This window comes from Hymenobacter wooponensis (assembly GCF_004745865.1).
In the GTDB taxonomy this organism is placed as follows: Bacteria; Bacteroidota; Bacteroidia; order Cytophagales; family Hymenobacteraceae; genus Hymenobacter; species Hymenobacter wooponensis.
The window spans coordinates 190939-216264 of record NZ_SRKZ01000005.1 but is presented as its reverse complement, the minus strand read 5'-3'; the positions used below and the strand labels follow the sequence as shown (position 1 = coordinate 216264).

22 protein-coding genes are annotated in these 25326 nt (G+C 55.7%); 7 read left to right on the top strand and 15 right to left on the bottom strand.

Annotated elements, in window-relative coordinates; all coding sequences use genetic code 11:
• Positions 1 to 199: 199 nt before the first annotated feature.
• Positions 200 to 1315 carry a T9SS type A sorting domain-containing protein gene (locus tag EU557_RS18010; RefSeq protein ID WP_135531863.1) on the bottom strand — a complete coding sequence of 372 codons (1116 nt, stop codon included), beginning with the start codon at positions 1313 to 1315 and terminating at the stop codon, positions 200 to 202.
• A gap of 165 nt (positions 1316 to 1480) precedes the next feature.
• On the opposite strand from EU557_RS18010, the gene EU557_RS18005 reads away from it, so the two are divergent.
• Positions 1481 to 1963 carry a hypothetical protein gene (locus tag EU557_RS18005; protein ID WP_135531862.1) on the top strand — a complete coding sequence of 161 codons (483 nt, stop codon included), beginning with the start codon at positions 1481 to 1483 and terminating at the stop codon, positions 1961 to 1963.
• 16 nt (positions 1964 to 1979) lie between these two features.
• On the opposite strand, the gene EU557_RS18000 is transcribed toward EU557_RS18005, so the two are convergent.
• The 12 genes from EU557_RS18000 to EU557_RS17945 form a co-directional block, all read right to left on the bottom strand.
• Positions 1980 to 2669: a 2'-5' RNA ligase family protein gene (locus EU557_RS18000; RefSeq protein ID WP_135531861.1), complete on the bottom strand. Its 690-nt coding sequence runs from the start codon at positions 2667 to 2669 to the stop codon at positions 1980 to 1982.
• A 129-nt stretch (positions 2670 to 2798) separates the two neighbouring features.
• Positions 2799 to 3455 (bottom strand): CoA transferase subunit B, encoded by a 657-nt coding sequence (locus EU557_RS17995; RefSeq protein ID WP_135531860.1) that lies wholly within the window; start codon positions 3453 to 3455, stop codon positions 2799 to 2801.
• Positions 3456 to 3485: 30 nt separating this feature from the next.
• A complete protein-coding gene (locus EU557_RS17990; protein ID WP_135531859.1) occupies positions 3486 to 4796 on the bottom strand; it encodes a serine hydrolase domain-containing protein in 1311 nt (436 codons plus the stop codon).
• Positions 4797 to 4838: 42 nt separating this feature from the next.
• Complete coding sequence (locus EU557_RS17985; RefSeq protein WP_135531858.1) at positions 4839 to 5540, bottom strand: CoA transferase subunit A; 702 nt, start codon at positions 5538 to 5540, stop codon at positions 4839 to 4841.
• 28 nt (positions 5541 to 5568) lie between these two features.
• On the bottom strand, positions 5569 to 6801 hold the full coding sequence (locus EU557_RS17980) for a carboxypeptidase-like regulatory domain-containing protein (RefSeq protein WP_135531857.1): 1233 nt from the start codon (positions 6799 to 6801) through the stop codon (positions 5569 to 5571).
• Between the two features lie 52 nt (positions 6802 to 6853).
• On the bottom strand, positions 6854 to 7921 hold the full coding sequence (locus EU557_RS17975) for a T9SS type A sorting domain-containing protein (RefSeq protein ID WP_167855261.1): 1068 nt from the start codon (positions 7919 to 7921) through the stop codon (positions 6854 to 6856).
• Positions 7922 to 8370: 449 nt separating this feature from the next.
• Positions 8371 to 9324 (bottom strand): bifunctional riboflavin kinase/FAD synthetase, encoded by a 954-nt coding sequence (locus EU557_RS17970; protein WP_135531855.1) that lies wholly within the window; start codon positions 9322 to 9324, stop codon positions 8371 to 8373.
• A 146-nt stretch (positions 9325 to 9470) separates the two neighbouring features.
• Positions 9471 to 10295, bottom strand: coding sequence for a tRNA pseudouridine(55) synthase TruB (gene truB, locus EU557_RS17965; RefSeq protein WP_135531854.1), 825 nt, complete (start codon positions 10293 to 10295; stop codon positions 9471 to 9473).
• Between the two features lie 8 nt (positions 10296 to 10303).
• Positions 10304 to 11092 (bottom strand): undecaprenyl-diphosphate phosphatase, encoded by a 789-nt coding sequence (locus tag EU557_RS17960; protein WP_135531853.1) that lies wholly within the window; start codon positions 11090 to 11092, stop codon positions 10304 to 10306.
• A 188-nt stretch (positions 11093 to 11280) separates the two neighbouring features.
• Positions 11281 to 11589: a DUF3098 domain-containing protein gene (locus EU557_RS17955; RefSeq protein WP_135531852.1), complete on the bottom strand. Its 309-nt coding sequence runs from the start codon at positions 11587 to 11589 to the stop codon at positions 11281 to 11283.
• Between the two features lie 62 nt (positions 11590 to 11651).
• Positions 11652 to 12545, bottom strand: coding sequence for a cell division protein FtsX (locus EU557_RS17950; protein ID WP_135531851.1), 894 nt, complete (start codon positions 12543 to 12545; stop codon positions 11652 to 11654).
• Between the two features lie 89 nt (positions 12546 to 12634).
• The gene (locus tag EU557_RS17945) at positions 12635 to 17206 is read right to left on the bottom strand and encodes a translocation/assembly module TamB domain-containing protein (protein WP_135531850.1); all 4572 of its coding nucleotides are present in this window, start codon (positions 17204 to 17206) and stop codon (positions 12635 to 12637) included.
• 280 nt (positions 17207 to 17486) lie between these two features.
• On the opposite strand from EU557_RS17945, the gene tsaD reads away from it, so the two are divergent.
• The 4 genes from tsaD to EU557_RS17925 all read left to right on the top strand — a co-directional run bounded on the left by tsaD (position 17487) and on the right by EU557_RS17925 (position 20662).
• Entirely contained in the window at positions 17487 to 18497 is a 1011-nt protein-coding gene (gene tsaD / locus EU557_RS17940; RefSeq protein WP_135531849.1) for a tRNA (adenosine(37)-N6)-threonylcarbamoyltransferase complex transferase subunit TsaD, read from the top strand.
• A 94-nt stretch (positions 18498 to 18591) separates the two neighbouring features.
• Positions 18592 to 19065, top strand: a complete 474-nt coding sequence (gene smpB, locus EU557_RS17935) for an SsrA-binding protein SmpB (RefSeq protein WP_135531848.1) — start codon at positions 18592 to 18594, stop codon at positions 19063 to 19065.
• Between the two features lie 163 nt (positions 19066 to 19228).
• Entirely contained in the window at positions 19229 to 20035 is an 807-nt protein-coding gene (locus EU557_RS17930) for a C40 family peptidase (RefSeq protein ID WP_245326314.1), read from the top strand.
• Between the two features lie 135 nt (positions 20036 to 20170).
• Positions 20171 to 20662, top strand: a complete 492-nt coding sequence (locus EU557_RS17925; protein WP_135432264.1) for an HNH endonuclease — start codon at positions 20171 to 20173, stop codon at positions 20660 to 20662.
• A 98-nt stretch (positions 20663 to 20760) separates the two neighbouring features.
• Here EU557_RS17925 and EU557_RS17920 read toward each other — a convergent pair whose 3' ends face one another.
• Positions 20761 to 21627 (bottom strand): alpha/beta fold hydrolase, encoded by an 867-nt coding sequence (locus EU557_RS17920; RefSeq protein WP_135531847.1) that lies wholly within the window; start codon positions 21625 to 21627, stop codon positions 20761 to 20763.
• 128 nt (positions 21628 to 21755) lie between these two features.
• Between EU557_RS17920 and EU557_RS17915 the strand changes: the two genes are divergently transcribed.
• Positions 21756 to 23024 carry a DUF3298 and DUF4163 domain-containing protein gene (locus EU557_RS17915; RefSeq protein WP_135531846.1) on the top strand — a complete coding sequence of 423 codons (1269 nt, stop codon included), beginning with the start codon at positions 21756 to 21758 and terminating at the stop codon, positions 23022 to 23024.
• Positions 23025 to 23251: 227 nt separating this feature from the next.
• Positions 23252 to 24316: a fatty acid desaturase family protein gene (locus EU557_RS17910; protein ID WP_135531845.1), complete on the top strand. Its 1065-nt coding sequence runs from the start codon at positions 23252 to 23254 to the stop codon at positions 24314 to 24316.
• 64 nt (positions 24317 to 24380) lie between these two features.
• Here the strand turns inward: EU557_RS17910 and EU557_RS17905 are convergent, their stop codons facing one another.
• Positions 24381 to 24902 (bottom strand): hypothetical protein, encoded by a 522-nt coding sequence (locus EU557_RS17905; RefSeq protein WP_135531844.1) that lies wholly within the window; start codon positions 24900 to 24902, stop codon positions 24381 to 24383.
• Positions 24903 to 25326: the final 424 nt, after the last annotated feature.

Genomic DNA, 25326 nt, shown 5'->3' with positions numbered 1-25326 from the left:
ATAATCAGAAGAGAATGTCGTGGAAGCAGTGTAAAGATACCGTTGTGTTCTTTGAACGCGCAGGTGTCTTACGGCGCTACAACACGTTTGGTGGCAAAAAGGATCATTGATTCCCAATCAAGCCGCAAGGGAGAAGTAACGGTAATGACTGCAAGATGAACGGTTTTATCTAGGGCTGTGGCCTAGGCTGCTACCACCACTACTGCCGTACTACCCGCCGCACGGCTATGCCTTGTGCGGTTTCTATACGCAACAGAACCACCCCCTTAAAGCCACCGAATAACTCCGCTGGAAATAAAAGCGGCTGGGTTGAAGCAGCAAATGCCTGCCGGAAGAGAACCCGCCCTGTGAGGTCGGTGGCTGTGATGGTGGCTAGGCCTGTTCCCGGCAGCGTGAGATGCAGCGGCTCAGCAGCGGGCACCGGAACAGGGTAGGCGGTAACCGCAGATTCGGGCAGACGCTTGGTGGTGGCTAACGGTCCAGTCAGACGCCGGTAGACGTCGCGGTATTCGGTAAGCACCACGGTTTCTTGGCCAGCTACTTCCTGCGTAACAATGTGAAGCAGCGGGACGCCCTGGCTCTGGCCTAGCCACTTATACTCTCGCGTGAGAGGCACCTGTACCACTGTACCCGTCTGGCCCTGCACAGAAATACTGTCGCGGGCCTGCAGGGTGCTTACCACGCGCAGGGCTGGAAACGTACCAAACGGGGTAATGAGCGTGCCCCAGCCATCGGCCTTGTTAACGCGCTTCTGGCGCTGACGTAGGTAGGCAGTTTGAGGCACGCTGGCAATAAACTCAGAGGTGCTGGAATCGCGCTGCTCATAGGCCAGGGGAAACCGGTACACCACATCCTGCAGCTGCTGACTCTGGTACGTGACCGGCAAGGCTGTGCCGGAAAGCACGGCGCCGTAGCCTACCTGCCGGTAGTCAGCCCCCGACTCATTAAAGAACAGGTACACCTCACTGAGCGGCAGGCCGGCGCCGGCCAAAACGCCAAGTGGCTGCTGAGTAGCAATAGTAGCCCGATTGACGCCCCCAAGTGTACCAAAAGCAAAGGGTAGTAGGCCTGGCGTAGAGCTTACCGCCGTGTAGCGCTCTACTCGCTGACTGGTGGGGCGCAAGGCAGAGTAGTTCCAGGTTTGGTTAGGCCCTTTTTGGGTGAGAGCCGGCCCGGTAAAGGCGGTCGTTTGGCTCAGGCGCAGCGTGTCGCCCACGTTGGGCATGTCGTCGCGGGTGATGGTTATGGCTTGCTGAGCCCGCAAGGAGGCAGTGGGCAGAAGCAAAAAGAGGAGGAAACGGTAAAAATGAGCCATAGAAGATAAGTAAGGCCAGAATAAGCTCGGCTCGGGGAAGATACAGGATTAATTACTCGACTATTGCTTAAATTCTGGGCCGCTAGGCCTGTTTCTCTACAGTCAGAAGTCAACGTCACAGGGGCCACTTCATCATCGGCTAACAGTAGCCTCGTATCTTGCAGTATGTCTGCTCCCATGCCCGAACGTCGTTTGCTTACGCTGGCTGCTATTTTGCAAGCTTCGGAGGCGTATCCGCCTACGGCATGGCTATGCGCGCCCCGACCTGTGGCGCAGTGGCAGGCCGATAGCCCCGCCGCAGTGCTGCTGGTAGCGCAGCCCGGCCAAACGGTGCCGCCGCCCCCTGGCCTAGCCCGCACCCTGTTCATGGATGAAGTACAGCTACTCATGAAGCGGCTGCTGGAACAGGTACCTGGTGCACCCACTTGGCTGCGCATCCAAATTTTGAGCCGCTACAAGGAGCACGCCGAGTTTCCGGCCCTCACGGCTTATCCTGATACCCTGGCCGACTATTTAGCCGAAGCCGTGCACGATGGCGGCCTCAGTGCTATTGAGGCGCTGGAGCATTTGCGCCGCTACTTCGCTCACTTTACCCTGGAAGCCGCCCAGCGCATCATGACGCAGGCCTACAACCGCACCCGGAGATAGGCCTAGAGCCAAGCCACTATTGGTGCTGCAGCGGGTATTTCTCCAGCAGGATGGTGTTGCCCGCCCGCTGGTACCAGTCGTTGTACACCAGCTCTAGCGTATCAACATCAAACGAGCCAAAAGCTTCCTGCTCATACAGCCTCAGATTTTCAAGCAATGCCGAGGCATCCCGTAGCGGGCTTTTGAAACGAAGAACAGTAGAATGGGCCGTTTGAATGCTGTAGCGCTGATCAATGGACTGCTGTAGTCCCGAGCCACTAAAGAAGTTTCTGACCTGGTTACGGAGCTGTTCTAGGCCACTATCATGGGGAAAGCCCTGCACTATGATGCTACTCGGAGAAGCCGTGAGGCCAGAAAAACTAATACGAAATGGCCGAGTCTGCTGTGCAATGCCACGGATGGCGTCTTGATAAGCGACCGGATCAATTCTATCCAGCGTGAAGCCGCTGTAGCAGGATATGATCGAGAGCACCGTAATGTGCAAGTCCGATGCTGGGTAGTAGTACTGAGCCGGCTCTATGGCTCTGAAATCTGCTAGCAGAGCTTCCAGCCGTGCGGTGATAACTGCCGGTGGCCTGGCCAAAAGGGTAATGCCGCGGCGGGTATCCTCTGTCGAGTCAATAAGTGGGTCCAGTGTCACGTTGCCTTGCGTCAAATGGCGGTAGGCCTCGGTGCGCATAGTAGAATAGTGCTGTTGCAAATCCATTGGCTGACGCTAGGGGCAATAGGCTAGGCCTCTCCGCGAGGGAAAATAAAGCACCCGGTCCTTTCCTTCCTCCTGAAACAGGATGGAAAGGGCCGGGTGCTTCTTACCAAACGCAGTTGTGCTAATGGCCTACACGCCCTGCATTTCGGGTACGTCGTCGGGCACTACTAGCTTGCCAGCGGTGGCCGCTTTAATCTGCTCAACGGTTACGCCGGGGGCTCGCTCACGGAGTACAAAGCCATCGGGCGTAACATCTAGCACGGCTAGCTCCGTCACAATCTTTTTCACGCAGCGTAGGCCAGTGATGGGCAGCGTGCAGGCGGGCAGCAGCTTGCTGGAACCGTCTTTGGCCACATGCTGCATGGCTACGATGATGTTTTTGGCCGAAGCCACCAGGTCCATGGCGCCGCCCATGCCTTTCACCATTTTACCGGGAATCTTCCAGTTGGCAATGTCGCCGGTTTCGGAAACCTCCATGGCCCCCAGGATGGTCAGGTCCACGTGCTCCCCCCGGATCATGCCGAAGGAGTCGGCGGAGCTGAAGATGCTGGAGCCGGGTAGGGTGGTCACCGTCTGCTTGCCGGCGTTGATGAGGTCGGGGTCTACCTCGGCTTCGGTAGGGAAGGGGCCCATGCCGAGCAACCCGTTTTCCGACTGCAGCTCTACATTGATGCCCTCGGGAATATAGTTGGCCACTAGAGTCGGAATGCCGATGCCCAGGTTGACGTAGGAGTTGTTTTCTACTTCTTGCGCAATGCGCTTGGCGATGCCGTGTTTGTCGAGCATGATGGGTGGGGTGGGAGGAAAGGAAGGAGCTTATTTAACCGCGGCCGTTTTCGATTCGATGACCGTTTCGCGAACCAGGTGCTTGAATTTGTCGGCTAGGTCGCCATAGCTATTGGGGTACTTCTGGGTGTAGAGCAGCGCCACAATCTTCTCCTTGGGGTCAACCCAGTAGGTAGTCCCGAAGATGCCGCCCCACTCAAAGGAGCCTTCCGACAACCCCGACTGTGCCGCGCCCTTGGCCGTAACAATGCTGAAGCCCAACCCGAACTTGTTCAGGCCCTGCATTACCTCACCAATCTGGTTAGAGGTCATCAGGCGCACAGTTTCAGGCTTAAGCAGACGCTTGCCGTTGTACTGCCCCCCGTTGAGCATCATTTGCAGGAAGGCGGCGTAGTCATCGAGCGTAGAAGACAGACCTGCGCCGCCTGAAAAGTACGTGCCTGCCTCCTTTGGATAGTCGGGGTTTATGTTGCCCATCGAGGCGAAGGGATTCAGGGCCTTAAGTGTATTCTTGTTGGCATCCTCCGTGTAAAGGCTAACCAGCCGGGGCTGCTTTTCCTTGGGTAGGTAAAAGTAGGTGTCGCGCATGGCCAAGGGCTCAAACAGGCGGGTGCGCAGGAACTGGTCCAGCGGCTTGCCTGAGAGTACCTCAATTAGGTAGCCCAATACATCAATGCTCAGCCCATACGTGAACTTCTCGCCCGGCTGGTGCATGAGTGGCAACTGGCCTAGCGCATCCATAGAGGTGCTTAGCTTGCTGCCCGGCGTACCAATACCGCTCGGAATATGCGCTTTGGCGTAAATAGCCCGCGCTTCCTTTGAACCAATCACCGGGTAGCTGATGCCCGAAGTATGGGTCAGGAGCTGCCGGATGGTGATTTCGCTACGGGCCGGAACGGTGGTGTAGCTGGAGTCGGCGGGATTGAAGGTGGCCAGCACCTTGGGGCTGCGGAAAGCCGGCAGGTACTTCGAGATAGGGTCGTCGAGCTGAAACTTGCCCTCATCATAGAGCATCATCACGCCTGCACTGGCAATAGCCTTGGTTTGGGAGGCGATGCGCAGAATGGCATCTTCCCGCAGCGGCGTTTTCGCAGCTACGTCGTCCAGCCCAAAAGCTTTGCGGTAAATAACCTTCCCGTCGCGCATGATGAGGGCACTGGCGCCCGGCACGCGATTAGCGGCGGTGTACTCGCGTAACAATGCGTCAATGGCCGGCAGGTGGGCCGGCTGAGTGGCTAGCGTCTTGCTCTTCGCGGCTTTGGGCTTAGCTGGAGCAGCAGTTTGCGCGTAGGTGCCGCTAACCGCAAGGGCCAGCAGCAGACCGAGGGCAGTTCTTTTCATGAGGCTATAGGTAGGAGTGGCCTAGGCCAGTGCTCAGGAAGTTTAGTTGGCGGCGCGCACGGTGCGCTGCTCAATGCGCTTCTCGTAATTCTGACCCTTGAAAATGCGCTGCACGAAGATGCCGGGTGTATGAATCTGGTTGGGGTCCAGCTCGCCGGCGGGCACTAGCTCTTCTACTTCGGCCACCGTGATTTTGCCGGCCGTAGCCATCATGGGGTTGAAGTTGCGGGCGGTGCCTTTAAACACCAGGTTGCCGGCCGTGTCGCCCTTCCAGGCTTTCACGAAAGCAAAATCGGCGTGCAGGGCAGTTTCCAGCAAGTACATTTTGCCATTAAACTCCCGACTCTCCTTGCCTTCGCCTACCTCCGTGCCATAGCCGGCGGGCGTGAAGAAGGCCGGAATGCCCGCTCCACCGGCGCGGATGCGCTCAGCCAGCGTGCCCTGCGGAATCAGCTCTACTTCCAGCTCGCCGCTGAGCAGCTGCCGCTCAAACTCGGCGTTTTCGCCCACGTAGCTGGAAATCATTTTGCGCACCTGCTTGGTCTGGAGCAGCAGCCCAATACCGAAATCATCGACGCCCGCATTGTTGGAGATGCAGGTGAGGTGTCGAACGCCGCGGCGCAGTAGTTCCTGGATGGAGTTTTCGGGGATGCCGCACAGGCCGAAGCCGCCGAGCATGAGGGTCATGCCATCGGTGATGCCGTGGAGAGCCTCGGAGGCATCGGCTACAACTTTATTGATCATGGAAGAAAGGGTGGGTGGGAAAATTAGGTCAGGGAGCCGACGCGGCCGGCGTGTAATCGAGGGGTAAAAATTCACCCATTTTCTCGAATCCCCAGTAGCCATCGGTAAAAACGCCCAAAGGCACTACTAGTTGGCCATTCTTCTGAATTTCGATTTCCGGCTGAAGTAAAACCAGCGTTGATATCTGCCCTTTGGGCAAGGCTGCAGCCGCCGCACTAATAGGCCTAGCAGCAGGATAAGCGGGGTCGGGTGATTCTTTCAGGTACGTAACCTGAAGGTAGTCGCGGAAGCGCAACCACACCCGGCCGGAGTCTGGCTGCACCCGGCGCAGGCTATCAAGTGGCCTAGGTGCCGTATAGAGCATAGAAAAGGCCCGGGGCACTTTCACCCAACGGGATAAAGAGTCTTGGTCGGCTGACGAGAAAACGGAGTTCCGGCGGGCCTGGCGGAGGGCCTTGGCCAAGCTATCAGCGCGAGGAAATTTGCGGTTAGGCACGATGCGCATTTTCTGCACCAGAAACCCTTCGGAAGTTACTCGACTAGTGTAGATGCTGTGCAAGAAATGGGTGAGGGAGCCCCGGTAGGCCTGTTCGCGGTTAGCCACCCAGCGGCGTAGCTGCCGCTCATTACGGGCCTTCATCTCCTCAAATACCGGGTAGCCATAAAACACTACGTACTGCTCCCGGAAGTTCTGGGTAAACTTGAGGCCGTAATACTTCACGCGGTAACCCAGGGCGTCATTATCCACCTGCACAAAGGCGGCGCTGGTAGCCGTCAGCTCGTTCTTGTCGCTGTCGTAGTCTACGTACACGTCCTTCGGGTTCCGGATGCGGCACTGCCGGGAGAAAGCCGACTGGCCTAGAAACGTTTGCACGAACCGCTGGTAATCGGATTCTCGGTTAGGGTTGGGGCGTATTACCACTTCCCTTAGTTGTTGAGAGTTGGGCGTGAGCAGCAACGGGAGGGTCTGCGGGCCGGGCTTTACCGTAATGGAGCGTTTGTAGAGCTTATACCCCAGGTAGGAAATTACCAGATCATACTGGCCTACGGGCACGTTAGGCAGCGAGAACTGCCCTTTTTCGTTGGTAGATGCGCCGTAAGTGGTGTTGGCCAGAAACAGGCTGGCTAGCTCCAGTGGTGCCTGCGTTACGGAGTCGCGCACGGTGCCGGTCAGTGTCCCAACTTGGCCTAGGCCAGTAGTAGAAGCTAGCAGCCAGCAAAGGAGAGCTACAGCAATACGCAAGCGGGTAGAAGCGGCCATGCCGCAAATAAACAGGTAAACTGGCCTACAATTGGCTAACTAATAAAATGCTTTAGTTCTTCACAACCCGCATAGTAGAACGGGCCCCGTTGGCTTGTCTTCCGGTCAGCAGGTACATACCAGCCGGAATACCTTGCATAGATAGATGCGCTTCCCCTTCGTCTATGGCATCTGGCCAGCGGTGCACCAAACTACCCTGCATAGAGTAGAGCTCAAATTGGCCACTTTGGGCAAAATCTACCGGAATAGTGAGGGTTTCTGCGCCCGTTACCGGATTAGGCCAAGCCGTGAGGGGAACGAGCGTGGCGGTACGAAGGCTTTCTAAAGGGCCCGCACTCAGAAAAATTTCCTCTTTGGAGCTGTCTTCCCGCAAGCTGCCACATAGTACCACCTGTTTAGTTTGCGGATTTACAAACAAACCGGCAGCTACCGCTGAAAGGCTCTGGCCTAACTCGTATTGCACTGGCTGTGTGCTGCCAGATGGACCTTCGCCATAAAGCTGCTGCCCAGCTGCGTCCAGCACCGTCAGGAGCAACGTAACTACATGAGTGCCGCCATTTGCCCCGAAAGCTACAATGCGGCCGTCGGGCATAGCAGCCGCATGAGTAAGCCTAACGGGGAGATTGCTAGGATAGGTTTTCTTCCAATAAACCGTCGTGGAATTCAGCTGCAGCTTGTCGAGGCGGCCGCCTGATACTACCAGCACATCGTCACCTCCCACGGGAACTACGTTCAGAACGCTTACAATGCCTTTAGGAAGGGTTGTTTCGCGTTCCTGTGCACCTTGGTCGGAAACCTGAATGAGTTTGGCACCGGTATTGGATCTTACCTGCGCAAATAAGCCCGTCGGAAGTTGAAACAGGTTATAAATGAACGCTGGCTCCACTGGCGCAGTGGGAGGAAAGGGAGCCGGCATGGTACCCGCGGAAATGGCAAAAGGTATTTGCTGAAGTTGTTCGCCGGTAGCGGCAATGCGCAGTAACCAGGAGCCTGTAGGCCGGTTAGCGGCTACCCAAAAATTGCCGGTCTTATCAAGCGCTATTCCACTGTAGGGTAGTGCCTGGCCAATTTCTGGCTCAGTACGCTGCTGCCAAGCAATAGCTCCATCGGTCTTCAGCATAAGCAGTAAGCCCGTAGAAGTATAAGGACGGTTTACTACATCTTGGTCTGTGAGTATAGAAAGTAGCACTTGGCCTGCTGCGTTTTCACAAGCTGCGACAGAACCTATTCGGGTACATTCACTGATTGGGTAATGTTTAGACCAGAGCTGATTACCGCGCTCGTCGGTTCTGATCAGGTAAAGCTCCGTACTGTACTTGTTTTTGGCCTGGTGGTCACCAATAAGCAAATAGCCTCCATCCTTAAGCTGAAGAGTACGACTGCAAGACTCATGTTCATTGGTGCCATACAGACGCTGCCATGTGGGTTGAGCTGTTGCTCCCCAACAACTAAGGAACAGACTCACAAACAGCAGTAAACGCGGAAGTAAATGTTTAGTCATATACCGAGATGATAGAATAGCTACAATACAGTTCAAGAAGATACACTTATGAGGAACTAGCCAACAGTCTACCCGCCAATCAGGTGTTGACGTGCGTTTTCAGCATCCGTAAATAACTGGGCCTTTAGCGCATCGAGACCGTCGAACTTCTGCTCGTCGCGAAGGCGGGCTACGAACTGCACCGTGAGAGGTTGGTCGTACAGGTCACCTTCGAAATCGAGCAGGTGAGCCTCTACGGTTTGGGCTAAGTTTCCGCCTACGGTGGGGCGCACGCCAATATTGAGCATGGCCGCGTGGTGCGTTCCTGCCGCCGTAGTGGCCATTACGGCGTACACGCCACGGGCCGGAATTAGCTTCAATGACTCCTCACAGTTGATATTAGCCGTAGGCCACCCAATGGTGCGGCCGAGCTGGCGTCCCTTTACTACTAGGCCTGTCAGCGGATAGTTATAACCTAAATACCGGTTAGCAGTGGCCACGTCGCCAGCTTCTAGGGCGCGGCGGATGCGGGTGCTGCTCACGCCCACGGCGTCCACGTCTTCGCGCGGAATTTCTTCCACGGTCATGCCGTAGCGGTCGGCGTGTTGGCTTAGGTACTCGAAGCCGCCCTCACGGTTTTTACCAAAGCGGTGGTCGTAGCCAATAACGAGCTTTTTGGTGCCTACCGTGCGCAGGAGAATATTCTGGATGTATTCTTCCGAGGTCCAGGCGGCAAACTCTTTGGTGAATGGGAGTATCAGCAGGTAATCCACTCCATACTCTGCGAGCTTCTGGCTGCGCTCCTCCTGGGTATTGAGCAGGTGCAGGTCCATGGGCGCGGGGTGCGCAGTGGGTGGGGCCAGCACCAGGCGGGGGTGGGGCCAGTAGGTGATAACCACCGCCGGCCCACCGCTCTGGTCTGCTACTTCCCGCAGGCGCCGCAGAATCTGCTGGTGGCCTACATGAACGCCATCAAACGTGCCGCTGGTAACTACGGCATTGCCCAGGTGCGGAAACTGCGCGGGGTCCCGAATGATGTCCATTGTGGAAGGTAAGCTAAGTGAGGAAGGGAGCAGATGAAGCTGCGAAGGTAAAGCACCAAACCGGACCTTCCGTAGGCCATTACCCCAGCGCATACGAAAAAGCCCCGGCCGCGTGACAATACACGTGCAGCCAGGGCTTTTACAAATTAGGAAACGGGCGGCGTATCGGGCGTAGACGCGGCAGCATCCTGCTGCGACTGATAATACTCTAGGCCAGTCCGGCGCTCGGGCAGCCGCTCCCGGCGCTGGCGCGGGGGGCGGTCTTGCTCTCCCTCGGGGCGGGGTGGGCGCAGGGCTTGCACGGCTTCCATAGTCAGGGCATCTTCCAGGCGGTACTCGCCAATACGGGTGCGCACCAGCTTGGTGAGGTGGGCGCCCACGCCCAGCGCGGCGCCATAGTCGCGGGCTAGGCTGCGGATATAGGTGCCCTTGGAGCACACCACCCGAAAGTCTACCTCAGGCAGCGCAACGCGGGTCAGCTCAAACTCTTTAATGGTGACCTGCTTGCTTTTGATTTCGGCTTCGTCGCCGCGGCGGGCCACTTCGTAGGCCCGTTCCCCGTTCACCTTCACTGCCGAAAACAAGGGCGGCGTCTGGTTGATCAACCCAATGAAGGAGGCCAGAGCAGCCCGCAGCTCTTCTTCTGTAAGGTGCTCGTAGGCCAGTTCCTGATCTACGGGCGTTTCCAGATCGAAGCTGGGCGTGGTTTGGCCGAGGCGGAAAGTGCCGGTATACTCTTTTTCCTGGGCCTGAATCAGGTCAATCTGCTTGGTCTTTTTGCCCGTGCACAGAATCAGCAGGCCAGTAGCCAGCGGGTCGAGGGTGCCAGCGTGCCCAATTTTCTTGATCCGCAGGGTGTTCTTCACTTTGCGCACCACGTCAAACGAGGTCCAGGTCAAAGGCTTGTCTAACAGCAGCACTTCGCCGGCTTCAAAATCAAAGCGAGCGGGGGTAATCGGTTGTTCTTCCATTATCACACTTACAGCACTTCCAGGCTGATGCCCAACGACACCATCACCAAAATCACTACCCCCACCACAATGCGGTAGAAGCCAAACGCCCGGAATCCGAAGCGCGATACAAAATCTACGAACGACTTCACGGCCAGCAGGGCCACAATGAAGGCCACCGCGTTGCCGAACAGCAACAGCTTAATGTCTTCGGAGCCAGGCGCACTCACCTTATAGGTCTTGTACAGCTGATATGCCGTAATTACGGTCATGGTAGGCACGGCCAGCAGAAAGGAGAAGTCGGCTGCTGAGCGCCGGTCGAACCCCTGAGCTAGGCCACCCACAATGGTCGCTGCCGAGCGTGACACGCCCGGTACCAGTGCTAAACACTGAAACAGGCCAATTTTGAGGGCCTGCGCAAAGTTAGGTGTGGTGACCTCCTTGCGTGGGCCAGAAAACCACTTATCCACGAACAGCAGGATGATGCCGCCCACTACAAGAGAAACGGCAACTACCGTCACGCTTTTCAACAAATCCTCGATGGTATCCTTCAGCAGGAAGCCTAAAATCCCGAACGGTATAAAGGCCACGGCTAGCTTAAGATAGAAATCGAAGCTTTGCAGAAACCGGCGCCAGTACAGCACTACTACGGCCAAAATTGCCCCAAACTGAATGGAGGTAATGTAGGTGTCGGTGAACGGCAACTGCCCAATGCCGAGCAGGTTGGCGAAAATAATCATGTGCCCCGTGCTGGAAACGGGCAGAAATTCGGTCAGACCTTCAACAATAGCGAGCAACAGCGCGTGCCAGTAGGACATGGAGGAAGAGTTGGGGAGTTAAATAGGGCGCGTAGGGTACCCTGGAAGTAGCTTGTCCTATTACAAGTAGAACGTCATGCTGAGCGCAGCCGAAGCATCTCTACCGCTACCATTTCTTGGTTAGCCAGCGGTAGAGATGCTTCGGCTGCGCTCAGCATGACGTCCGAAGATATTTCGAACAGCGGAGCCTACCGCTTATAAGTAGGCGACGCAGGAGCTGCCGCGGGCGGTACAGGCTGAGAAGGCACGGTATTCACCGTTGCGGCATCTTGAGCTACGGGGGCAGTGCTGCCAGCGCGGGTCATAATAGCCCAAAACTCAATGCAAAAGCCAATAGCCAGCAAAATGGGGCCTAGCGTGATACCAAGGAAACCTTCGCCGTAGTCAGCCGAGTCCAGCATCATCGTGATAAAGCCAGCGGCCAACACGGCCAGCCCGATGAACATCAGCCGGTAGTTGCGCGGCCCGAAGGCGAAGCGGGGAGTATTCTGTTCCATAACTACAAAGGTAGGAGGGTTGGCAGAAGGTGACGCGCAAATTCAACCAACCAGGTAATTCATTAATACAAGTCGTCAAGTGACATGCCCGAATACTTGCGGACGGCCCGCCAGGAACTCAAGAAGCCAATGCCCATGCCCAGCACCACCAGCAGCACAAGCAGGGCGCCAATCAGGCGTTCATCGCGCAACAGGCGCAGCTCCTCCAACTGCAGGTACGCGTATTGAAGCAACGCCAACAGCAGCAGGCCCGACAGAATTCCGCTTGCTAGCCCCTGCCACACGGCCCGGCGCAAAAACGGCCATTGGATGAATGACTGCGTGGCACCCACCAGCTGCATAGAGCGGATCAGGAAGCGCTGCGAGAACATGGCCAGCTTAATGGTATTGTTGATGAGCACCACCACCACAAACGTCAAAACCAGCGCAAACCCCAACAGCACTAGGCTTACGTTGCGCAGGTTTTCGTTTACGGATGTAATCAGACTTTCCACGTATTCTACCTCAAACACACCGGGCTGCTGACGTAGCTCTTCCTTGATGCGGGCTAGGTTCTTAGCGTCGCCATAATCGGAGTTGATTTTGAGGAGGTACGCATCGCGCAGTGGGTTGTCGCCGAGGAAGCGCTGAAAGTCCTCGCCGGTCTGATCGATGAGCTGCTTGGCACCTTCTTCCTTAGAAAGAAACCGTACCTGCGCCTGCCCAGCTTTGTAGGCGATGTAGGGCTTGTGAGCGAAGTCCTGCTGCAGGCGTAACAGCTGGGTTTCCGGCAGATTGCGCTCCAGATACACCTGCATCTCCAGGTTCTCCTTCACCAGGTTCGACATCTTGTGCGCGTGAATCAGCAGCAGCCCAAACAGCCCAATAACCAGCAGCGCTAGCGTGATACTGAACACTACCATGGTGTGCGGGTAGCTGCCCAGTTTCTTCTTACGGGTCGTGCGCGGTTGGGACATCGGTGAAGGGTGAAGTTGTGAAGGGCGAAGTTGTGAGGGCAAAGTTGTGAAAGAAGCAGTTCACAAGTTCACTCTTCACAACTTCACCCTTACATATTAGTACGAGGGTCCTCCTCAATTTGAAGTTCCCGGGCCTTGCGGGCGTTCTGGTCGCGGCGGCGTAGGCGCTTGCGGGCAAACAGCTCGCGCATAGAGTCAAACTGCTCAGTGTGCAGCAGCGAGAGGCCTACCCGGGCTTGGTTGGCTATCTGGGCGGTAGTTAAATCACGCGGCGTGGTTTCATAGCGCAGCTTTGCCCGGAACTTGCCATCGGGCCGCAGGTAGTACTCCAGGCTCAGGTCACCAACCAGCGACGACTGGGCCGTGGGTAGCGGCTGGCCCCCGGTACCTCCCGTGGGAAGCGTATTGTTGCCGAAGCCGCCCTCCCGGGTTACGCGCAGCCGGCCGTTGAGGAAGGAGTAGCTCAGGCGCACCTGCAGGGCTTGCAGCTGCTCTGAGGTCAGGCCGTTCAGGTTAAAGCTAATTTCCAGATTAGGGTCAATCTGAGAAGTCAAGAGGCCTAGCTGGGTAGAGATGATCTGGCCTAGGCTATTACCAATGGCGTTGTTCTCGCCCTGCAGCCGAGTGACGGCCAAGGAACCTATGGGCGTAAGCTGACGGAACACTACCAAGCTAAACACCTGCCGGTTCAGCTCCTGCTCATCATTGCGCAGAGCCGAGAGGAAGGGGGCCAGGTCACCTTCCAGAGACGAGGGAATGTCATTGAACTCCAGATTGAGCCGGATAATGGGCTGCAGTAAGGGCCCCGTCAGGTTCATAACGGCCGTAACAGGCACCACTGAGGTGCTGGTAGACAGCACAGGGGCCAGTGATGTACGCTGAGTGTAGGTGGCCGTGACGTTCATTTCGCCGGCTAGTGGGTCGCCGTTCCAGGAAATGGTACCCCCGGGGCGCACCACAAATTCCTTGTTCACTAGGCCTTGCAGGGTAAAGTTGTAGGCGCCGCGCACAATTTCCACTTGCCCATACATGTTGAAGTCGCCTCGCGTATCAATGTTCAAACGCAACTGGCCGGTGCCTGAGCCCCGGATAATGTCGCCGGTACTTTCGTCGAGCAGCATTTCCAGGTAGGCATCGGGCGTGATATCTAGGTTCATGTTCAACCGGATGCCCGAAATGTCCGTCTGCGCGGTTGTGGTGGCTACGGCTTTTGTGCGGGCCGTGTCGGGTAGGTTGCGGTTCACAAACTTGATGTAGCTGGCTTGCTCTGCTTTAGCCGCATTATCAAATGGCAGGGATATGCGCGTGCCCGCTTCGCTCCGAGCCGTTACATTGATGAACAGATTGTCGGCCGGGCCGCGCACCAGGGCGGTACCCGTGGCGTAGGCCTGCCCGAAGTAGAGCTCGTTGTCTTTGCGGGTGGTGTTAAGCACTTGTAGCTTCCGGAAAGAGGCATTCAGCTCCAGGCGCATATCCTGGAAACCCTTCTCGAAAATATTACCATTCACCACGCCCGTGTTGCCCTGCGGGTCGCGCACGGTAATATTCTGCAACGCAATACGGTCTTCTAGGAAGCGAATACGATCGGAGAAGGTATAAGTAGTGCCTAGGTAAATGAAGGTCAGCTGACCGTTCGTTACATCAATATTGCCCGTGAGCACGGGCGCATTGAGCCGCCCGGTGAGGCGTAACGTGCCTAGAGCGGTACCGCCCAGGTCGCGGAACAGCGTGTGCAGGAAGGGTTGAGCCAGCTTTACTGGGGCATTAGCCAGGGTGCCCGTCAGGTTAAGCTGTTGCTCTGCCTCGCCGGGTGCGAAAGTACCGGTTACCTGCACCACACGCTGCTGGTCGCGCTCTACATCGAGGTTCACGGCCAGGCGGCTGGCGCGGTTGTCCCAATCGCCGCGGCCCTTCACGTTGCCAATCAGCACCTCATCCATCTTCAGGGAGTCAACCGAGAGGGTAGAGTTAATAACGAGTTGGTCGTACACGCCACTAATGGTGCCCAGCGCATTTACGCGCCCCGCAAACTTCTCCTGCCCGGTAAGGCCGTTCAGAGTCGATAGCTCGAAGTCCTTCACGGTAAGAGCCAGCGGCTTGTTTGCATTCTGCGAGATAAAGCCTTGAGCACTTATGCTTTGGTTGCCATTGCTAAGTGTTAGGTTCTGAAAATCGAACTCCTTGCCACCGCCTGAGATAACCAGGGAGTTGTCGGGCGCAATGGCCCATTCCTTGCCCAGCACGTTTACTCCCGAGCGCCGGAACACTACGCGCACGGCGTCGTCTAGGAACACTAATGCCCCGTTAATCTGGGCGCGGTTGGTGGTGCCCGTTTGGGCCAACGAGGTGGCAAAGTTGATTTTCTCCTGGTCCCACACGCCTTCCACGTAGAACTTCTCAGTAGCTCCTAGGCCAGGTACCCGCTGCCGCACCGAGGTTACGTTGGCCTGAGCCAGGATTTCGGGCTGGTAAGGAAGCTTGGAGGTATTGAATTCAAAGTCGTTGTTAACGAGTTGCACACTGTCGTAGCGCACCTCATTTACGTGGCCTCCCAGCTGAAAAATAGAGGTCTGACCGTTGCGGAAGGAGCCATCTATCACCGTAGAGTCCGATACCGTAAGCTGCGGCATGAACACATGCAGCACCGGGTTTGGCTTCTTCAAATACAGGTTCAGGGCAATCTGATAGTCAGGTAGCGTCTGCTGGCGCTTGCGGCGGTAATAATCAGCAATAACGGCGTCGTTGCTCTCGAAATTCAGCCGGTATTCCGTGAGCAGAGTTGATACGTCGCGGATGACGGTAGAGGGCGTGAAGTTGCCAGCCAAGTTCAGGTTGAGAACCTCGGAGCGCACGTTGAGCCGGCGCTGGCCATTGCCGTACTGGCTGACCAAGTCCAGCGTGTCAACGGGTACCGTGCGCCCATTGTAGGTCAGGCGCGAGTTGCGCAGCCGGGCGTAGCCTAGCAGTTCATCTAGGCGCAGGCCCCGGAACTTCACATCGGCCGTGGTGGCCACAATCACGTTTTGCTGAGTGAGGCCTAGCGCTTTCAAGCTGGCTCGACGTACCCGGGCACGCAGGTCAAACGCTTGTTCCTTCTTATTGAGGTCAATGGTGCCATCGGCATCAAACTGCAGGTTGGGGTCGTTGGCGGCAATCTTACCCGTAAACGACTCCCGGCTGAAGCGGCCATTGGTAGTGATGTTGCGGTAGCGGTACCCATTCAGCCAGATGCTCTGCACTGTGGCGTTGGCCGTTACGCGGGCTGTGGCCGGCACAAAGCCCACGCCTTCTACCTTGCCGCTGAAGGTCACATCGCGCACCGTGCGCTCATCACCCAGCAGCCGGCCTAGCTGGAAGCCAGTAGTGCGCACCTGGCCCTCGTAGCTGGAGTAGCGCGGGTCGTCCTTGAACTTGAGATTGACGTCGGATACCACCGAGCCCAGCGCCGTTTGGAAGGAGCCGTTGGCTACAAAGTCGTTGTAGAAGCCCAGGAACTGTCCTTTCAGCTTCACCACGCCCAGGCGCTGCACGTAGGGCCAACCCGACGCGGGGATGTAGCGCCGGATGTCGCGCCCATCTACCACTGAGGGTTGCAGGCGCATCTCCACGAAGCTTTCCCTGAAGTTGGGCAACCCTTCCACGTTAATGTCGCCTTTCACTCGGCTGTTTTTGCCGTAGGTTACATCCAGATTTTTGGTGGTGAAGTTGCGCACATAGCCCTTGGCCTCACCCGAAATCAGCACGGTTTCCTTGAGGTCGCGCACGAAGGGCTGGGGCGCAAACTTGGCAATGTCGTCGGAGTACACCCGCGAGGGCTGCAGCCGGGCAATGACTTTTACCGAGTCGTTGAAGTCGGTGAAGTTGAGAAAGTGCTCGTATTCGAAGCGGATATAGTTGCTGAGCTGGCTGTTCTGCACTCGCAGCATCAGCTTATCAAACTCCCAGAACTTGTCGCCATACGTCATGTTCGAGGTCAGCTCCCGCAAGCGGGTGCCGGAAGGCGTGTCCACCGTCCGCAGGCCCTGAATATTGGCGTGAATAGTGTCGCCCTTAATCCACAGCTGGTCGGCATCGGCATAGATGCTGTCGAGGCGCATGTGAGCGTAGTCCATGGTACGGCCGTATTCCGGAATGCGCGGCACATTCTGGCGGTCCAGCACAAACCGGCCGTTGCGTAGGCCTATCGATTCGATTTTAAAGTCGAAGGGCTTGCTGACTTTAGTAGTATCGGAAGGGCCAATGAGCCGCTTCACGGCCGTAATAAACTGTGTCAGGTTAGTGGTGTCGGGGCTGTTCTGGTAGGTAACCAGGTTGAAGCGCGGCTCCTCCAGCGTGAGCTTACCCACGTGCAGGTGGGAGGGGTCGAAGACGGAAAACAGACGGATGTCGGCATCGGCCCGACCAATATTGAACAGCTCGTTGCCGCGGCGGTCCAGCACCTGCACACCCTCTAGTAGCACCCGCGAGAAGGGGCGCACATCAACCCGGCCTACCAGCACCTTCTGGCCTAGCTTATCTGTAAGCATAGCCGCCGCCCGCTGGGCTAGGTTGGTTTGCACGCTGGGCACCCGTAACGCTACTAGCACACCCACTACGGCCAGCACTACTAAAAGTAGCAGCGCAAACAGGACCTTAAGGATGACGGTTATAAAGCGGGGCACGGGCAGCAAATAGGGGAGAGGCAGAGGGCCAGCCGGAGCAAAGATACAGGGTTACCCCCGACCGTTGCCTGGCCTACGCACGGCAAGAAACGCGCAGCAACGCTTTGGGGTTGAGCTTTGACAACGCCGGAGCAGTAAGGTTTAGCATTTTGCCCGACCTTTGCCGAACAAGCTAGCAGTTTTCTGGTGTTAAAATGCTAGAAAACTACTTTCCTACCTTAGAAGATGAGGAGACGCTAGTTCTAGGCCACTCTCATCTTTTTATTCTTCCCGCACTTCTATGCAGCACCCCGTTATCCTGGCCATTGAATCTTCCTGCGACGATACCTCGGCGGCCGTCATGGTGAATGGCGAAATCCGCTCCAATGTGGTGGCCACTCAGCAAGTGCACGAGCAGTATGGCGGCGTAGTGCCCGAGCTGGCCTCGCGCGCCCACCAGCAGCACCTAATTCCGGTGGTGAATGCCGCCTTGCAAAAGGCTGGTATTGAAAAAGCAGATCTTGATGCCGTGGCGTTTACCCAAGGGCCGGGCCTGCTCGGCTCCTTATTAGTAGGCGGCATGTTTGCCAAAACCCTGGCGCTGGCCCTGGGCAAACCCCTGATTGCGGTGAACCACATGCGGGCGCATATTCTGGCTCACTTTATTGAAGAGCCTAGGCCAGTCTTCCCCTTCCTCTGTCTCACCGTGAGCGGGGGCCACACCCAATTGGTAGTGGTGCGCAGCGCAATGGATATGGAAATCATCGGCCAAACCATTGACGATGCCGCCGGCGAAGCCTTCGATAAAACGGCGAAGCTACTAGGCCTGCCGTACCCCGGCGGCCCCCACCTGGATAAGTTGGCCCGCGAGGGAAACCCCACGCGCTTCCCTTTCCCGGTGGGCGCCATGCCCGGTTACGACTTCAGCTTCAGCGGCCTCAAAACTTCGGTGCTCTATTTTCTGAAGAAGGAAACTGCCCAGAACCCCAACTTCATTCAGGAGAATCTTAAGGACCTGTGCGCCAGCATCCAGTACACTATCATCCAAACGCTGTTGCGCCAACTACGCCGTGCCGCGGCCGATAATGGCCTCACACAAATAGCTCTGGCCGGGGGCGTGGCCGCCAATAGTGGCCTACGCCAAGCCCTGCAGGACGAAGCCGTGGCCCAGGGTTGGCAGGTATTCATTCCTGCTTTCCAGTTCTGCACCGATAATGCCGGTATGGTAGCCATGACGGCCCATTTCCAGTATGAGGCCGGTGACTTTGCTGATCAGCTTGTCAGCTCCGACCCGCGCTTGAAGCTGGCCTAGGCTACTCTTTCACCCCTTCTCCCGAATTATTCGCAACCTTGCCGCCCGCATTTGCGAACCTTGCTTACGCCGCCTTTCCTGCGGCTACTTTCTCATGGCCAAACAAAAAGACGATACTCCTAAGCGCGTTAACATTCTCAACCGCCGCGCCAGCCACGAATATGCCTTCATCGTGAAGTACGATGCCGGCATTATGCTGCAGGGCACCGAAATCAAAAGCATCCGCGAGGGCAGCGTGCAAATCCAGGACGGTTTCTGCTCCTTTCATACCGATGGCAGCCTGTGGGTGCACAACGTCACCATTGCCAAATACACCGAGGGTACGTACAACAACCACGAGCCCATGCGCGCCCGGAAGCTCCTGCTCAACAAGCGTGAACTAAAGCAGCTAGCTAACAAAAATCAGGAGCAAGGCCTCACTATCATTCCGCTGCGCATGTTCGTGAACGAGCGTGGTTTTGCGAAGCTGGAAATAGCCCTGGCAAAAGGCAAGAAACTCTTCGACAAGCGCGAAGACATTAAAGCCAAAGACCAGCGGCGCGAAATGGACCGCGCCAAGGAGTACTAAACAAGTTGTGAACTTGTGAGATAGTGAAATTGTGAAGGGAGCTTGGTAGGCTCAGATTAAAGCAGGAATTTCGCCCGGTAGCCCTCTGTTTCGTGAGTTTTTGCTGAATTAATAGGCGAAACAGCAGTTAGCTACACCACTTCACCATTTCACAGCTTCACCTTTGGATCACGGAATCTGCGCCCTGAGCGTCGTGCCGGTACGCGCCGAGCCTTCTGATAAGGCCGAAATTGTTACGCAGCTCATTTTCGGGGAGTGCTATTCCATCTTGTTGGTGCAAGGCAACTGGTGCCAGGTGCGCAGCGCCGCCGATCAGTACGTCGGCTGGATTGACTTCAAGCAGCACACGCCTGTTACGCCCGAGTACCTGCAGGCCTGGCTTGCTCAGGACCACCCTCGGACTCTGGATGTGGTGCAAATGGTAAGTGACACCAAAACACGAATTCCAGTGAGCCTGGGCGCGCGTCTGCCCTTTTTTGATGGCATGACTCTGCGCATCGGGGATCAGCAGATGTTCTACAACGGTGCTGCCACCAACCCCCAGAATGGCCACGGCCCCCACGGTCCCGCCGATCAGCGTCTGCGTCTGCTCCAGAAAATGGCCCTTACGTTTCTGAAATCACCCTACCTGTGGGGCGGCAAAACCATGTTCGGGGTTGATTGCTCAGGCCTCATGCAGCAGCTCTATGGCCTGATTGGGGTGCAGCTCCCGCGCGATGCCCACCAGCAGATCAACATAGGCCAGGTAGTGCACTTTGTAGCTCAAACCCGCCCCGGCGACCTTGCCTTCTTCGATAATGCCGAGGGGCGAATTATTCACGTGGGAGTGCTGCTGGAAGATCAGCAGATTTTGCACGCTAGCGGCGAGGTTCGCATTGACCCCCTCGACCACAACGGCATTTACAACCGCGACCGTAAGAAGTACTCCCACAAGCTACGCCTCATCAAGCGTGTCTTGTCTGATGATTGACGAGCTATTTTTATTAGAATAACCCAACGACAAATAATCAGCACAATTAGTAGCAACCAACCACTGCTAGCACTTGTTAATGCGCTAAGAATCATCTAGCTTTCTGGCAGGCCAGATTCTTTTTCTTTAGCGCATATGGATCAAAAAGTGCTCGTGTTAAACGGCGACTACACCGCCATAACGCTGTGTAGTGTACAGAAAGCATTCGTGCTTCTGTTTTTGGAAAAAGCGGAGTTGATTGCCAAGTCAGATGGTGTAATGCGTACGGTAAGCACTGCTTTCCCCAAGCCCAGCATTATCCGGTTGCAGCGGTATGTACGCGTGCCCTACAAAGGCATTGCCCTGAGCCGCCACAACATCATGAAGCGGGACCATTTTGAGTGCCAATACTGCGGCTCGACCAAGAACCTCACCCTGGACCACGTGTTGCCCAGGAGTAGGGGCGGCGACTCCAGTTGGAGCAACTTGCTCACGGCTTGCTCCAGGTGCAATCATGCCAAAGGCCATCGGACCCCGCAAGAAGCCGGGCTCACCATTCGGCAGCAACCCAAAAAACCTACCCTTACCGGATTTCTCAAGCTCAGTGCCGGTACCCTCGACCAAAACTGGCACGCCTATCTTCACTAAAACCGACCGCCTCCGGGCTGGTCGGTTTTTTTATGTTCACAAAAAGCACCACTGGCCTAGGCCAGTGGTGCTTTTGTATGCGATGCTAAGCCGGCTGCTTAGTAACGGTCGGTAGTTTGCTGCGCCGATCCGCCGCCCGCAAAGGCTAGCAGGTCTTGGTTGAGGCGGTCTTTCTCCGTGATGAACAGGCCGTGCGGGGCGCCGCTGTATTCTACGTACTGCGCGTGCGGTACATACTGCGTCATACGCTCACCGCTCACTTTAGCCGGTACAGTATCGTCGCTGCTGCCATGAATCACCAGCGTGGGTACCTGAATGGCGCCCAAGTCCTGACGGAAGTCGGTGGCGGCAAAGGCGTACACGTCCTGCTCCATGGCGCGGGGCGAAGCCAACTGGCAGATCGACTGCATCCAGTCGAGAGTGGCCTGACTTACGGGGTGGCTGATAACACCTACTCCGAAGAACTGCTTGCCAAAGCTTTGCAGAAAGTCGAAGCGGTCTTTATTGATGCCTTCAACCATTTTGTCGAATACGTCTTTGTCGGCACCGTCGGGGTTGTTGTCGGTTTTGAGCAGGAAGGGCGTTACGGCTGAAACGAAAGCTACTTTGCTCACGCGGGCCCCGCCGTGGCGGCTCATGTAGCGAGCTACTTCACCGCCGCCCATCGAGAAGCCAACTAGCGTCACGTTCTGCAGGTCCAAGGTGTCAAGCACGGCTTTCAGATCGTCGGCTAGCGTGTCGTAATCGTTGCCCTCCCAGGTTTTGGAGGAGTTGCCAAAGCCCCGGCGGGTGTAGGCCACTACGCGGTGCCCGTGCTTGGGCAGTTCGGCCAGTTGGTATTCCCACATCTCGTAGGAGGCAGGCCAGCCGTGAATCAGCACGATGGGGTTGCCTTGGCCTTGGTCGATATAGTGCAGTTTTACGTCGTTGCCGTTGACGTCGGTGCCGGCTTTGATGTAGCTCATAAGAGTAGTCTTTGGTAGGTGTAGAAAGGAGTGGTTAACTGAGTTGCTACATACGTTGAGCCTCTTGCTACAGATGGGCTAAGGCCAATAAGTTGTACAGCTGTGTTTAATCGCCTTCCTTTGGCCGAATGAGCTATAAATCCCGCTTCCGTGTAGTGGCCGTCTCGTGGCGCCTAGTAGCTGCTAGTGGCCTAGGCCTGTTCATAACTGCCTGCCAATCCAAGACGGATACTGTGGCCACAACGGCTACCACTTTAGATGAAAAGCAATCCAGCGCAGACGCATCTGCTGATTCACCCGGCGCATGGTATCGGCAGTACCGGGCATTGCTGCCTGGCTCTACCGACAGCATCACCTTGCATCTGCAAAGCTTTATACCTAAGCAAGGTAGCTTTGCAACGGGGCGAATTATGGGCTATTACGCCAGCTCCGATGGACATCCATACGAGCTATGGGGAGAAGGCGTGGCCTCATCACCCGATAGCCTTATCCTCACGGATGGCAACCTGATGCAGGCAGATGAAGGCGCTGTGCAGCCAACCTGGCGCTTGAAGTATGTCGGGACTAACTTGCAGGGTACCCGTGCAGGTCAGGCAGTACAACTCCGACTGCTTGAGCCCCCTGAAGGCATACGCTTTATTACGCGCGCATTTAGTGATTCCATACCAGCCCGCCCCAATCATACCGAAGATTCTATTCTGGGTCGAATTCGGCTGCATGGCTTACTACCAGTTAGTGGCACTGCCCAGCAGCCTCTCCAGAAAGCCATTGTACGGGGGCTCCGGCACGACACCGTAGAAGCCAAGCCCGTCCCGACGTTAGCAGATTTCTGGCGGCAGCAGCGCAGTGAGTTTGCCAAAGACTATCAGGAGGAAGTAGGGCCGCAAGTAGCCAATGCCAAAGCAGATACTACTAGTGATTATAGCCCGGTTGCTACCCTAAATTATGAGCGGGAAAACCGCACGCTTATCCTCTGGAACCAAGGTAACCTACTCAGCCTCGGGTTCTTTATGTACAGTTACAGCGGCGGCGCCCACGGCAACTACGGCACCACCGTCCGCAGCTACGATGCCCGCACCGGCCGCCCTCTGCGCTATCAGGATATATTCCGAGCAAACTCAGAGAAGCAACTTGAGAAGTTACTAGGCCAGTATGCCCGGCCAGTGTTAGGCCTGAAACCTAATCAGCCTCTATCAGATGCGTTGTTCGAGAATACATTGCCTGCTACGCACAATGTGTATCTCACCAGTAGCGGGGCCGTGTTTGTCTATGCTCCCTATGAAGTGGCCTCATTTGCTCAAGGAGAAATTCATGTGTTTGTTCCTTTCTCGACCCTGCAACCCCTGTTGCAGCCCGGCCTACCCGTGGCGGGTGGGCCAGAAGTAGTGCGCAAGTAGGGGCAAGGCGAAAGGTAGTTTACCTTTTTCGCTGACTTAGGCCTTTTTTCGATACAACAGGTAGTTATAGGCCAGTCTGGCTTTTAAAGAAATGCAGCCCACACGGGGATGCAAGTAAGTTTAGTGCAGCAAACAGGCCTACGTACAAAATCCCGCCCTTTGGCACCTTATCAAGGTCATCGGTATTAGAAGAAGTATCTTTACCGTCGACTTCTTCTCACCACCATATGCAAGCACCCAAATTCTCGGCCTCGCGCTCTTTTCACCAGGAGCTGAAACGCCGGACCAACGCCTACTTCGCCGAGGCAGGCAAATCAACCACCGGCGGCAAAACTCTATTATTCAAAGCTATTCTGCTTACTGCCGCCTTCGTGGCAGTATATCTCCACTTGGTATTCTGGACGCCTACCGTATGGCTAGGTATTCTGGAGTGCGCCCTGCTCGGCGGCGTTGGGGCGGCCATTGGCTTTAATGTGATGCACGATGGTGCCCACGGCTCCTTCAGCAAGTCAAAGTGGATCAACCAGTTTGCGGCCTTTACCCTTAACGTGATGGGGGGTAACTCCTTCATGTGGAACATGAAGCACAACCTCATCCACCACATGTACACTAACGTGGAAGGCGTGGATGACGACCTCGACGCCCAGCCCTGGTTGCGCCTAAGCCCCGAGCAGCCCCGCCGGAAACTCCACCGCTTCCAGCATCTGTACTTCTGGTTCTTCTACGCCCTGCTCTTCATCGCCTGGATTTTCTACATGGATTACCAGAAGTATTTCCGGGGCAAAATCGGTGACATGGCCATCAAGAAAATGTCGGCCTCCGACCAAGGCGTATTCTGGGGCTTTAAAGTATTGCACCTAGGCCTGTTCGTGGCCCTGCCCATCTACACGGTTGGCTTTGTGAGCTGGCTGGTAGGCTTCCTGGTATTCATGGCGGTGGCAGGCTTTACCCTGAGTATTGTGTTCCAGCTGGCGCACACCGTAGAGCACACCAGCTTTGTAGTGCCTCACGCTACCACCAATAAGATTGAGGACGAATGGGCTATTCACCAAATTAAAACCACCGCCAACTTTGCTACCGATAGCAAAGTCATCAGCTGGCTGGTGGGTGGCCTCAACTTCCAGGTTGAGCACCACCTGTTCCCCAATATCTCGCACGTGCACTATCCGGCCCTGAACAAAATTATCCGCCAGGTGTGTGAGGAGTTCAACATTACCTACAACGAATACCCTAAGATGCGCTACGCCGTGGCTTCCCACGTAGCCCACCTTCGGGAGCTAGGCCGTCGATAGTCACGGCTAGGCATAGAATAAAAAAAGCCCTTCCTGTTAGCAGGAAGGGCTTTTTTATGACTGGTTACTTAGTAATAACCCGGAAGCCTGGAATGTCTCGCACGTTTTGCTCCCAGTTGATCATTTCCTCCAGAAACTCCTGCACGTGGTGCAGAATACTATCAGCAGTTAGTTCTTCCGGCTCAAAGCTGTCGAGGTACTTAGGCTCTCCGCAGTCTTTAAGCTCTATAATCTCGGGGTACTGAATGGTCACGTACACCTTCGAGTCGGAAAGCTGAGAGTAAAGCAGAGCGCCGCCTTTCTTCACGTAGTGTCGGAAGTCAGTTTCTTCCTGCTGCTCTTCATGAAGAACGGTTTTGATACCGCTGGGCGAAGAGTTAAACGAGAGAAATATCACTTCCCGATTCTCCAGATAGTTATCAGTATCAACGTACCAGTTGAGGTTTACCTCTCGCTGTACCTCGCCTAGCTGCTCCAACAGCAGGTTCCGAGTATCGTTCTTCCAGGTAGCTCTCCTGGATTCAATCTTGCGAAGGATTTCCTTGTAGGCAACGCTGGTCTTTCTGATAATCTCTAATCGGGTCATGAAAGGAGAGCTTTAGTGTCAATAGTTGAGTAAGAGTATAGTGGAGTACGAGTAATGGCGTAAGTAGATTAAGACATAAGGCTGCAATGAAATACTTATCTCTTTTTGCACCTTATTCAATAGTGTTTGATAATGAGCAGAAGAGCAAGGAAATCAGCAGGTACTCGAAGCAAGAGGTTCATCAGAGTTCAGAATAATAAGAGGAACATATTAGCTTTAGCTATGGTAGTGCTGGGCTTTATTGGCCTAGAGGTTAGCCTCCGGAAATGGCGAAACTATATAAGTGAGAATGGCCGTGAAGTAACAGGCTACGTGACTGGCTCAACTAGTCAAAATATTCATGTTGCTTACTTCATACAGAGGAAAAAGTATGAAGTAACTGTGCCGAATCGTGGATCATCTTTAGTTTCTGGGGATAGTTGTA